Annotated in this window: 8 protein-coding genes; all 8 read left to right on the top strand. The window is 73.6% G+C overall.

Annotation, left to right across the window (positions count from 1 at the left end):
* The first annotated feature begins 127 nt into the window (after nucleotides 1-127).
* The 8 genes from Msi02_RS10230 to Msi02_RS10195 all read left to right on the top strand — a co-directional run bounded on the left by Msi02_RS10230 (nucleotide 128) and on the right by Msi02_RS10195 (nucleotide 11,361).
* A complete protein-coding gene (locus Msi02_RS10230) occupies nucleotides 128-1,468 on the top strand; it encodes an FAD-binding oxidoreductase (protein WP_239108272.1) in 1,341 nt (446 codons plus the stop codon).
* Nucleotides 1,469-1,519: 51 nt separating this feature from the next.
* A complete protein-coding gene (locus Msi02_RS10225) occupies nucleotides 1,520-3,418 on the top strand; it encodes a serine/threonine-protein kinase (RefSeq protein ID WP_204048121.1) in 1,899 nt (632 codons plus the stop codon).
* Between the two features lie 142 nt (nucleotides 3,419-3,560).
* Nucleotides 3,561-5,159, top strand: a complete 1,599-nt coding sequence (locus tag Msi02_RS10220) for an acyl-CoA carboxylase subunit beta (protein ID WP_204048120.1) — start codon at nucleotides 3,561-3,563, stop codon at nucleotides 5,157-5,159.
* Nucleotides 5,160-5,241: 82 nt separating this feature from the next.
* Nucleotides 5,242-7,584 carry an ATP-binding protein gene (locus tag Msi02_RS10215; RefSeq protein ID WP_204048119.1) on the top strand — a complete coding sequence of 781 codons (2,343 nt, stop codon included), beginning with the start codon at nucleotides 5,242-5,244 and terminating at the stop codon, nucleotides 7,582-7,584.
* Nucleotides 7,581-8,381, top strand: a complete 801-nt coding sequence (locus Msi02_RS10210) for an enoyl-CoA hydratase-related protein (protein WP_204048118.1) — start codon at nucleotides 7,581-7,583, stop codon at nucleotides 8,379-8,381. The genes Msi02_RS10215 and Msi02_RS10210 overlap by 4 nt, the downstream gene beginning before the upstream one ends.
* Nucleotides 8,378-10,192: an acyclic terpene utilization AtuA family protein gene (locus tag Msi02_RS10205; RefSeq protein WP_204048117.1), complete on the top strand. Its 1,815-nt coding sequence runs from the start codon at nucleotides 8,378-8,380 to the stop codon at nucleotides 10,190-10,192. The genes Msi02_RS10210 and Msi02_RS10205 overlap by 4 nt, the downstream gene beginning before the upstream one ends.
* 40 nt (nucleotides 10,193-10,232) lie before the next feature.
* Nucleotides 10,233-10,448 (top strand): hypothetical protein, encoded by a 216-nt coding sequence (locus Msi02_RS10200; protein ID WP_204048116.1) that lies wholly within the window; start codon nucleotides 10,233-10,235, stop codon nucleotides 10,446-10,448.
* Nucleotides 10,449-10,539: 91 nt separating this feature from the next.
* Nucleotides 10,540-11,361 (top strand): helix-turn-helix domain-containing protein, encoded by an 822-nt coding sequence (locus tag Msi02_RS10195; protein WP_239108271.1) that lies wholly within the window; start codon nucleotides 10,540-10,542, stop codon nucleotides 11,359-11,361.
* The last annotated feature ends 116 nt before the right edge of the window (nucleotides 11,362-11,477 follow it).

Raw genomic sequence — 11,477 nt, 5'->3', positions numbered from 1 at the left:
CCTTAAACGAGGGGGTAAAGGGCGGGTAAAGAGACATCCGGCATGGTTGTCAAAATGTGATCTGTACCGAAAACCGTTAATAATTCCGGATGGCACCCGATACCGAACCGTGCCGTAAAGTCCAATCGTGACCGAGCTGACCTCCGCGCTCGCCGCGGCGCTGCCGGACGGGCGAGTCCTCACCGATCCCGACGTCGTCGACTCGTACGCCAGGGACCGCACGTTCGTGCCGCCGGGCAGGGCGCTCGGCGTGGTGCTCGCGCAGTCGCGCGACGACGTCGTGGCCACGATGCGCTGGGCGAGCGAGCACCGCGTGCCGGTGGTCCCGCGCGGCGCGGGCACCGGGCTCGCCGGCGGGGCGACGGCCGTGGACGGCTGCGTCGTGCTGTCCCTCGCGCGGATGACCGCGATCCGCGAGCTGTCGCCGCAGGACGAGATCGCGGTCGTGGAGCCCGGCGTCATCACCGCGGACCTCGACCGGGCCGCCCGCGAGCACGGCCTGATGTACGCCCCCGACCCCTCGTCGTACGAGATCTCGACCATCGGCGGCAACCTGGCGACCAACGCGGGCGGCCTGCGGTGCGTGAAGTACGGCGTGACCCGCGACTCGGCGCTGGGCCTGGAGGTCGTGCTGGCCGACGGGCGGGTGCTGAACACCGGCCGCCGCACCATGAAGGGCGTGACCGGCTACGACCTGACCGGCCTGTTCGTCGGCTCGGAGGGCACGCTCGGCGTGATCACGGCCGCGACGGTGCGGCTGCGGAGGGCGCCGCGCGAGATGGCCACGGTCGCCGCCGAGTTCACCTCGCTGCGCGACGCCGCGGCGGCCGTGTCGGCGATCGTCGCCGCGGGCTGCCAGCCGTCGATGCTCGAACTGATGGACCGCACGACCCTGCAGGCCATCGACGACTGGAAGAACATCGGGCTGGAGCCGTCCACCAGGGCGATGCTCATCGCCCAGGCCGAGGGCTCGGCGGACGAGATGGCCGCCTTGTGTGGAGCCGCGTCGTTCGTCGCGGTCTCGTCCACGCCGGAGGAGGCCGCCGAGCTCATCGGCATCAGGCGCCTGGCCTACCAGGCCAAGGAGCGCCTGGGCCAGTGCCTGGTGGAGGACGTGTGCGTGCCCCGCTCGGTCCTCCCCGAGATGATCACCACGATCGAGGAGGTCGCGGCCCGGCACGGCGTGATGATCGCGACGGTCGCCCACGCGGGGGACGGCAACGTGCACCCGGTGTTCGTGTTCGACCGGGGCCTCGCCGAGCCGCCGGAGGAGGTCTGGACCGCGGCCGACGAGGTCTTCCGCGCCGCGCTCGACCTCGGCGGGACGCTCACCGGCGAACACGGTGTCGGCCTGCTGAAGAAGCGCTGGCTCGGCCTGGAGACCGGCCCGGTGGCCGCCGAACTGCACCAGGGCATCAAGCGGGTGTTCGACCCGCTGAACATCCTCAACCCCGGTAAGGCGATCTGACCACTGGTAGCGTTTGGTGCCATTGTCAGGTTGCAGGGGTAATCGGGGGCGATGGTGGCGTTAGAGGCTGGGGATCCCGACCGCCTGGGCCCGTTCACGCTCGTCGACCGGCTCGGTGAGGGCGGCCAGGGGGTCGTCTTCCTCGGGCGCGGCCCGGCGGGCGAGCAGGTCGCGGTCAAGTTGCTGCACACCCGGCTGACGGCCGATCCCGAGGCACGGGAGCGGTTCCTGCGCGAGGTCGCGCTGGCGCAGCGGGTCGCGCCCTTCTGCACGGCCCCCGTCCTGTACGCCGACCTCGCCGGCAACCAGCCGTTCATCGTCAGCGAGTTCGTGCCCGGGCCGTCGCTGCGGCAGCTCGTGGACCGGGAGGGGCCGCGCCGGGGCGCCGCGCTCGAACGGCTCGCCATCAGCACGGCGACGGCGCTGGCCGCCATCCACCGGGCGGGGATCACCCACCGCGACTTCAAGCCGGCCAACGTCCTGATGGGCCCCGAGGGCCCGGTCGTCATCGACTTCGGGGTGGCCAGGGCGCCCGACTCGCCCCAGTCCACCGCGACCGGCGCGTCCATCGGCACGCCCGCCTACCTGGCCCCCGAGGTGCTCTCCGGCGGCACGGCGGGCGCGTCCGCCGACATGTTCGCCTGGGGCGTCACGATGGTGTTCGCCGCCACCGGCAGGCCCGCCTTCGGAGCGGACTCGATCCCCTCGGTGATCACCCGGATCCTGCACGCGCAGCCCGACCTCGGCGACCTCGGTGCGCCCCTGCGGGACATCGTCGCCGCCTGCCTGTCCAAGGACCCCGCGCTGCGTCCCTCGGCAGAGGCGGTGGTCGCGCGGCTCACCGGGCAGCCGACCGTGCCCGTACGGCCCGCCGCCGGAGCGCAGGCACCCGCAGCGCAGGCGCCCGCGCCGCACCCGCCCACGCCGGGACCGCAGGCCCCCGAGCCCGGGCCGCAGGCGCCTCCGGCGGGACCGCAGGGCGCCGCACCGCACGGCCCAATGCCGGGACCTCAGGGTCCCGCACCGCAGGTGTCCCCGGCCGGACCGCACGGGCCCGCACCGGCGCCCGGGCCGCACGCACCGGGATCGCAGCGCCCGCCCGCGCCGCCCGTACGACGCGGGCCCGGCCCCGACCGGTCGAGGCCGCGGCGGCCGGTGCTGACGTGGACGGCGGCCGGGATCGGGGTGTCGGCCCTCGCGGCGGCGGCCTTCCTCGTGCCGACGTGGGTGTCCGCCCGGCAGATCTCCTCCAAGGACGCCCTCGGCCCCACCGCGTCGCCCACCGTGACGGAGTCCCATGACGAGCTGCCCATCCCGCAGCCGTCCGAGCTGATCACCACCCCCGCGCGGCCCAAGCCCAGGAAACCCTCGCCGAGTCCGGCGGCACGGCGGCCCAGCGTCAGCGCGAAACCGGCCGTCTCCCCCACGCACACCCGCAAGGCGCAGCCGTCGCCCTCCCACGCGGTCCCGACCCCGGCCAAGCCCAGTCCCGCCCCCAAGACCACTCCGACCGCGAAGGCCACGACGGCGCCGCCCAAGCCCACCCCGGCGCCGACGAGGACCACCGCGGCGCCCAAGCCCAGCGCGACGGCGAAGGCCACCCCGACGAAGACCGCGGCGCCCAAGCCCAACCCGTACACCGCCAAGGGCGTGTGCGGCAGCGGCTACGCCGTCGTCGACTCGCACTCCTACGGGCAGGCGACGACGTACCTGCTCTACAACTCGTCCAACGGCTACAACTGCGTGATCACCATGTCGAAGTACGTCGTGCCCGGGAAGATCAAGATGAGCGCCGTGCTCAAGGTCCAGAACGGCTCGTCGGCCGGCGACTCCGGCTCCTACACGACCTACGCCGGGCCGCTCCGGCTGCCGGCCAAGGGCAAGTGCGTCATCTGGGGCGGCGGCTACGGCACCGCCGCCTGGAGCAGCGCGTGGTCACACTGCGGCTGATGGAAGACGGTGGCTGATCGAAGACTGTGGCTGATCGGCAAGACGCCGGGGCCGGCTCAGACGGCGCCGGACCCGGCTCGTTGACGTGACGGCGGCTCACCACGGAGGATCATCAGGTGACAGAACTGGGTTCGGTGGTGCCATGACCGTGCTCGTGAGCCGGCTGGACGCCTCCGGCGGCGAATACGGGGCGCGGCGCGAGGCCATGCTGGCGAAGCTCGCCGAGCTCGATGCCGAGCACGCCAAGGCCGTCGCCGGAGGCGGGCCGAAATACGTCGAGCGGCACCGGGAGCGCGGCAAGCTGCTGCCCCGCGAGCGGATCGAACTGCTCGTCGACCCCGACTCGCCGTTCCTGGAGCTGTCCCCGCTGGCGGCCTGGGGCACCGAGTATCCCGTCGGCGCGAGCGTCGTGACCGGCATCGGGGTGATCGAGGGCGTCGAATGCGTCGTCACGGCCAACGACCCGACCGTGCGCGGCGGCGCGTCCAACCCCTGGACGCTGCGCAAGACGCTGCGCGCCGCCGAGATCGCGCTGCGCAACCGCATGCCGTACGTGAACCTGGTGGAGTCGGGCGGCGCGGACCTGCCGTCGCAGAAGGACATCTTCATCCCCGGCGGCCAGGTCTTCCGCGACCTGACCCGGCTGTCGGCCGAGGGCGTCCCGACGATCGCGCTGGTCTTCGGCAACGCCACCGCGGGCGGCGCGTACGTGCCGGGCCTGAGCGACCACGTCGTCATGGTGCGGGAGCGGGCCAAGGTGTTCCTCGGCGGCCCGCCCCTGGTGAAGATGGCGACCGGCGAGGAGTCCGACGACGAGTCGCTGGGCGGCGCGGAGATGCACGCGCGGGCCTCCGGGCTGGCCGACCACCTCGCCGCCGACGAGTACGACGCGCTGCGGATCGGCCGCCGCATCGTGCGGCGGCTCGGCTGGCGCAAGGCCGGGAACGTTCCGGCCGCCGGCTACGCGGCTCCGCTGTACGACGAGGACGAACTGCTGGGGATCGTGCCGGAGGACCTGAAGGTCCCCTTCGACCCCCGCGAGGTCCTGGCCCGGGTGGTGGACGGCAGCGACTTCGACGAGTTCAAGCCGCTCTACGGGCCGAGCCTGGTCACCGGGTGGGCGAGCGTCCACGGCCACCCGGTCGGGGTCCTCGCCAACGCCAGCGGCGTGCTGTTCGGCGCGGAGTCCCAGAAGGCCGCCCAGTTCATCCAGCTCGCGAACCAGTCGCGGACGCCGCTGGTCTTCCTGCAGAACACCACGGGGTACATGGTCGGCAGGGAGTACGAGCAGAGCGGCATCATCAAGCACGGCGCGCTGATGATCAACGCGGTGGCCAACTCGACCGTGCCGCACATCACGATCGTCATGGGCGCCTCCTACGGTGCGGGCAACTACGGCATGTGCGGGCGGGCCTACGACCCCCGCTTCCTGTTCAGCTGGCCGAGCGCCAAGTCGGCCGTCATGGGACCGGCCCAGCTCGCGGGCGTCATGTCGATCGTGGGCCGGGCCGCCGCGCAGGCGCGGGGGCAGGTCTACGACGAGGAGGCCGACGCGGCGATGCGCGCGGCGGTCGAGGCACAGATCGAGTCGGAGTCGGCGGCGTTCTTCCTGTCCGGCCGGCTGTACGACGACGGGGTCATCGACCCCCGCGACACCCGCACGGTGCTCGGGCTGTGCCTGTCGGCGGTCGCGGGAGCGCCGGATCCCGGCCGGGCCGGCTACGGCGTCTTCCGGATGTGACCGGCATGCGCATCGGCACCGTGCTCATCGACACCGTGCTCATCGGCACCGTGTTCACGCAGATCGACGGGGGTGAGGGGTCATGATCGGGCGGCTGCTGGTCGCGAACCGCGGGGAGATCGCCCGCCGGGTCTTCCGCACCTGCCGTGAGCTGGGGATCGAGACCGTCGCCGTCTTCACCGACGCCGACGCGTCCGCCCCGCACGCCGCCGAGGCCGACCAGGCCGTACGGCTGGGCGCCCCCTTGGCGTACCTCGACCCGGAGCGGATCGTCGAGGCGGCCCGCAGGTCGGGAGCCGACGCGGTCCATCCCGGGTACGGCTTCCTGTCGGAGAACGCCGGGTTCGCCCGCGCCGTGCTGGACGCCGGGCTGACCTGGATCGGCCCCTCCCCCGAGGCCGTCGCCGCGATGGGCAAGAAGATCGAGGCGAAGGCGCTGATGGCGGAGGCCGGGGTGCCGGTCCTGCCGACGATCCCGCTCTCCCCCGACGCACCGACCCAGATGACAGAAACGCAGCTCACGGCCCCCGTGCTGGTCAAGGCGTCGGCGGGCGGCGGCGGGCGCGGCATGCGGGTGGTGCGCGACCCGGCCGACCTGGCCGAGGCCGTCGAGTCGGCCCGGCGGGAGGCGCTGTCGGCCTTCGGCGACGGGACGCTGTTCGCCGAGCCGCTGCTGGAGGGTGCCCGCCACATCGAGGTGCAGATCCTCGCCGACGCCCACGGCACGGTCTGGGCGCTCGGCGAGCGCGAGTGCTCCATCCAGCGCCGCCACCAGAAGGTGATCGAGGAGGCACCGTCCCCCGCGGTCACCCCCGAACTGCGCCGCGAGCTGAGCGAGGCGACGATCCGGGCCGCCCGCGCGATCGGTTACCAGGGCGCGGGCACCGTCGAGTTCCTGCTGTCGGACGAGGGCTTCTTCTTCCTGGAGATGAACACCCGCCTCCAGGTGGAGCACCCGGTCACCGAGTGCGTCTACGGGGTCGACCTGGTCCGGCTGCAGATCGAGGTGGCCGAGGGCGCCCAGCTCGCCGCGCTGCCGCCGAGCCCGGTCGGTCACGCCATCGAGGCCCGCCTGTACGCGGAGGACTCCGGCGGCCGCCCGCAGAGCGGCGTGCTGCACCGATTCGAGATCCCCGGCGTGGACGGCGAGTTCGGCCTCGGGGCACGGCTGCGGCTCGACTCCGGGGTGGTCTCCGGCACCGAGATCGGCGTCCACTACGACCCGATGCTCGCCAAGGTCGTCTCGTACGGCCGGGACCGGGCGGAGGCGGCCCGGCGGCTGGCGGACGCGCTCGCGCGGGCGCGGATCCACGGGCTGACGACCAACCGCGACCTGCTCGTGGGAGTGCTGCGGCACCCGGACTTCCTGTCCGGGGCGCTCGACACCGGCTTCCTCGACCGGCATCGCACGGCGGCCCCGCTCGCCGGCCCCGAGGCCGTACGGCTGTCCGCGCTCGCGGCGGCGCTCGCCGGGGCGGCGGCCAACCGCGCAGCCGCCCGGCGCCACGGCGTTCTGGGCGGGCTGCCGAGCGGCTGGCGCAACGTCCCCTCCCAGCCGCAACGCGCGGCGTTCGGCACCGACGACGGCGGACGCCTGGAGGTCGCCTACCGGCTGACCAGGGACGGGCTGCGGGCCGAGGGCTTCGAGGACGTCACGCTCGTGGCGGCGGAACCCGGCCGGGTGGTGCTGGAGACGGCGGGTCTGCGGCGCACCTTCGAGGTGGCCGTCTATCCCGGCACGGGCCCCGGCACGGGCGCCGGCATGGTGCACGTCGACTCTCCGCTCGGTCCGGTGCGGCTCACCCCGGTCGAGCGGCTGCCCGAACCGGCCGCTCGCGTGACGCCGGGTGCGCTGCCCGCCCCGATGCCGGGTACGGTCCTGCGTGTCGAGGTCAAGCCCGGTGACCTGGTCGAGGCCGGGCAGCCGGTGGTCGTGCTGGAGGCGATGAAGATGGAGCATCTGATCGTTTCCCCCGCCTCGGGCACGGTGGCCGCGCTGCACGTGACGCCGGGCGCGCAGGTCGAGGCGGGCCTGCCGCTCGCCGTCATCGAGCCGACGCCGCCGCGGGCACCGGACGGCGGCCCGCACACGGAGGGCGCCGGAACGGAGCCGGGCACGGCGACCGACGCGGTGGCCGGAGCAGAGACAGGTGCGGTGGCCGGCGCGGAGACCGGCCCGGGTCCGGACGCGGGCCGCGGCGAACATCCCGGCGCGGAAGGCCGGCCGGAGACGAGCCCGGAGACGGGCGCGCCGCCGGAAACGGACACGGACGGGCAGCCGGGAACGGCAACCGGCCCGCAGCCGGGCCTGGGGGCCGGCGTTCCTTCCGGCACCGAGGCGGGCGCGGACCCGGGCACGTCAGGCGGCCCAGAGATCGGCAGGGAGATCGGCGGGGAGATCGGCGGGGAGGCGATGCGGCCGTGAGCGAACCCCAGGAGGTGCTGGTCCGCCGGGAGCAGGCGGGCGGCGTGGCCACGATCACGCTCGACTCGCCGCACAACCGCAACGCCCTGTCGTCCCGGCTGCTGCGGCAGCTCGACGACGCCCTGTCGTGGGCGCTGGACGAGCCCGCCGTACGGGTCGTCGTGCTGACCGGAACGGGACCGGTGTTCTGCGCGGGCGCCGACCTGAAGGAGCAGCGCGGCGGAGGGGCGCCGGTCACCGCGTCGTTCCCCGACATCATGCTGCGGATCTGGGAGAGCCCGAAGCCGGTCGTGTGCCGCCTGAACGGCACGGCGCGAGCGGGCGGCCTCGGCCTGGTGGCGGCCTGCGACTTCGCCGTCGCCCCGGTGACCGCGTCGTTCGCCTTCACCGAGGTGCGGCTCGGGGTGGTCCCCGCGATGATCGCGGTCACCTGCCTGCGCCGCCTGGAGCCCCGGGCCGCGGCCGAGTACTTCCTCACCGGAGAGGTCTTCACCGCCGAACGGGCGGTGGAGATCGGCCTGCTGACCCGGGCCGTCCCGGAGGAGGACCTCGACGCGACGGTGGCGCACTACACCGGCATGCTGCTGCGCGGCGGCCCCGAGGCGCTGGCGATCACCAAGCGGCTCGTGCGGGAGGTGCCGCTGCTGCCGGTCGAGGAGGGGTTCCGCGCGATGGCCGCCCTGTCGGCCGACCGCTTCACCTCGGAGGAGGGGCAGGAGGGCATCCGGGCGTTCGCGGAGAAACGGCCCGCCGCCTGGGTTCCCTCCGAGGCCCCGGCCGCGGAAGCCGGGCGATGACGGCGGAGGCCGGGCGGCCGGGACCGGTGCGGGTCGCGAACTGCGGCGGTTTCTACGGCGACCGGCTGTCGGCCGCCCGGGAGATGGTCGAGGGCGGGCCCATCGACGTGCTGACCGGCGACTGGCTGGCCGAGCTGACCATGTCGATCCTCGCCGGCAATCGGCTCAAGGGCCGCCCCGGCTACGCCCGTACGTTCCTCACCCAGATGGAGCAGGTCCTCGGCACCTGTCTCGACCGGGGAATCAGAGTCGTCGCCAACGCGGGCGGCCTCGATCCGGCCGGTTGCGCGGAGGCGGTCTCGGCCCTGGCCCACCGGCTCGGGCTGCGCGCGGCCGTCGCCCACGTCACCGGCGACGACCTCATGCCGCTCGCCGAGCCGCCGGTCAACGCGGACACCGGCGAGACCCTGCGGGCGACCCCGCTCACCGCCAACGCCTACCTCGGCGGCCGGCCGATCGCGGTGGCGCTGGAGCATGGCGCGGACGTCGTCGTGACCGGGCGGGTCACCGACGCGGCGCTGGTCACCGGACCAGGCATGTGGTGGTTCGGCTGGGACCCTGGTGACCTCGACCCGCTGGCCGGTTCCGTCGTCGCCGGGCATGTGATCGAGTGCGGCTGCCAGGCGACCGGCGGCAACTACGCCTTCTTCGAGGAGGTGCCGGACCTCGCCCACTGCGGCTTCCCCATCGCCGAGCTGTACGCCGACGGGTCGAGCGTGATCACCAAGCACCCCGGCACCGGCGGGCTGGTCTCGACCGGCACCGTGACCGCGCAACTGCTGTACGAGATCGCCTCGCCCCGCTACCTCGGGCCGGACGTCACCGCCCGGTTCGACACCATCCGGCTGGAGCAGGAGGGGCCCGACCGGGTCAGGATCACGGGAGTGCGCGGCGAGCCCCCGCCGGACACGCTGAAGGTCGCCGTCACCTACCTCGGCGGCTACCGCAACACGATGACGCTCGTGCTGACCGGCCTCGACATCGCGGCCAAGGCCCGGATCGCGCAGGAGGCGATCTGGGCGCGCGTCCCCCGCGAGTCGTTCGAGCAGGTCCACGTGGAGCTGACCCCCCTCGGCGCGGCCGAAAGCGGCGGGGGTGCGGCCCCGCACGCCGCACCCGCGAGCGGCGGCCGTGCGGAGGTGAACCGCGGGGGCGACGCCGGGACCGCGTTGCTGCGGATCACGGTCATGGACCCCGATCCGAGCAGGGCCGGGCGGGCGTTCTCCTCCGCCGTGGTGGAGACCGGCCTGGCGAGCTACCCCGGCTTCTACGGCCTGACGCCGCCCGGCGACGCCTCCCCCTACGGCGTCTACTGGCCCTCGTCGGCCGACCCGCGGACCGTGCTCCCGGTGGTGACCGTGGACGGAGTCCGCGTCGAGGTGCCGCACCTGCCGCCGCCGGGCCCGGTGCTGGGCGAGCAGGCGGGCGGGCCGCCCCCCGGCGACGCGGCCGGCACCGCGATTCCGCCGTACGCCGGTGATCTCACGGCCGGGCCGGTCGCGCCGCTCGGCACGGTCGTCGGCGCCCGCTCGGGCGACAAGGGCGGCGACGCCAACCTTGGCGTCTGGGCGCGCGACCCCAGCCGGTATCCGTGGCTCGCGGCGTTCCTGACCGTGGACCGGCTCAGGGACCTGCTGCCGGAGGTCGGCGACCTGCCGATCGAGCGGTTCGCGCTGCCGAACCTGCACGCGCTCAACTTCGTCGTCCACGGGCTGCTGGGCAGAGGCGTCGCGGCCAGCCCGCTCCTCGACGCCCAGGCGAAGGCACTCGGCGAGCGTCTCCGCGCCGTGTGCGTGCCCGTTCCCTCCTGACTAGGATTGCGCGCGATCGGTGCGAATTGGGGGGAAGGACATGCGATTGCGCTTTCTCGGCTCCACGTCGGAGGCGGGGGCCTGTCCCTCCCTCTACGAGACCGACCGCGGCACGATCGTCGTCCAGGGCCTGGAGGTCGTGGACCGCGAGGCCCGCGCCGACCTGCGCCACGTGCTCGACGGCGAGACCGCGGTCGAGGTGCCGAGGGAGCTCCTCGTCGAGATCGCCCGGCGGGTCCTGTCCGATCACCGTTGAGAGCTTCCCTCTGGCATGATCCGGCGTGCCGGGTCTACCTTGGACCGCACCACGGCCGGAGGTGGCATTGAGCGGTTTCCATCAGGCCCGCATGGATCTGGGAGCCCAGCTACGCCGGTTGCGGGAGAACGCCCGTCTGTCCGGGAAGGACCTCGCCGAGCGGCTGCGCTGGCAGCCGTCGAAGGTCTCGCGGATCGAGAACGCCCGCCAGACCGCCACCGAGGACGACGTGGCCCTGTGGGGGAAGGCCGTGGACGCCGACCCGCAGACGATCGACGGCCTGATCCGGCAGGCGGCCGGCCTGCTGGAGCGGCATGACTCCTGGCGCCAGCGGCACAGGAACGGCCTCGCCACGCTGCAGGAGGACGTCCGCGACCTGGAGGCGCGCACGCGGCTGTTCCGGGCCTTCGAGCCGGGCGTGGTGATCGGCCTGCTGCAGACCACCGAGTACGCCAGGCACATCTTCGGCAAGGTCAGACGGGTGTACGAGTCCACCGACGACGTGGACGACGCGATCCGCGTCCGCATGCGGCGCCAGGAGATCCTGTACGACCCGTCACGGCGGTTCCGGTTCGTCATGCCGGAGGCGGTGCTGCGTTACCGGCTCGCGCCCCCGGACGTGATGCGCGGCCAGCTCGACCGGCTGATCGCGGTGACCACGCTGCCGAACGTGGAGTTCGGGCTGCTGCCCTTCGAGGCGCAGTTGCCGTCGGCGCTGATGAACTCGTTCTGGATCTACGACGACTGCATGGTCGGGGTGGCGACCAGGACCAGGGACCTGCTGCTGCGCGACGCCGAGGACGTCGCCTTCTACGAGCAGGCGTTCGAGGAGTTCTGTGAGGTGGCGGCCTTCCGCGACGAGGCGAGGGCGCTGATCGTGCGCGCCCTCGACGACTACGCCCGGCCGCGCTGAACTGCGCCACCTGAACTGCGCGCCACCTGAACTGCGCGCCACCTGAACTGCGCGCCACCTGAATTGTGCGCCACCTGAATTGTGCGCCACCTGGACTGTGCCGCCTGAATTGTGCG

The organism is Microbispora siamensis (assembly GCF_016863095.1).
GTDB classification, from domain to species: Bacteria; Actinomycetota; Actinomycetes; order Streptosporangiales; family Streptosporangiaceae; genus Microbispora; species Microbispora siamensis.
This window is presented reverse-complemented; position numbering and strand designations above follow the sequence as displayed.

Excerpts from the sequence above, each read along its gene's own strand:
- Msi02_RS10225 (WP_204048121.1), top strand. The coding sequence starts at position 1,520 with ATGGTGGCGTTAGAGGCTGGGGATCCCGACCGCCTGGGCCCGTTCACG.
- Msi02_RS10220 (WP_204048120.1), top strand. The coding sequence starts at position 3,561 with ATGACCGTGCTCGTGAGCCGGCTGGACGCCTCCGGCGGCGAATACGGG.
- Msi02_RS10215 (WP_204048119.1), top strand. The coding sequence starts at position 5,242 with ATGATCGGGCGGCTGCTGGTCGCGAACCGCGGGGAGATCGCCCGCCGG.
- Msi02_RS10205 (WP_204048117.1), top strand. The coding sequence starts at position 8,378 with ATGACGGCGGAGGCCGGGCGGCCGGGACCGGTGCGGGTCGCGAACTGC.
- Msi02_RS10200 (WP_204048116.1), top strand. The coding sequence starts at position 10,233 with ATGCGATTGCGCTTTCTCGGCTCCACGTCGGAGGCGGGGGCCTGTCCC.
- Msi02_RS10195 (WP_239108271.1), top strand. The coding sequence starts at position 10,540 with ATGGATCTGGGAGCCCAGCTACGCCGGTTGCGGGAGAACGCCCGTCTG.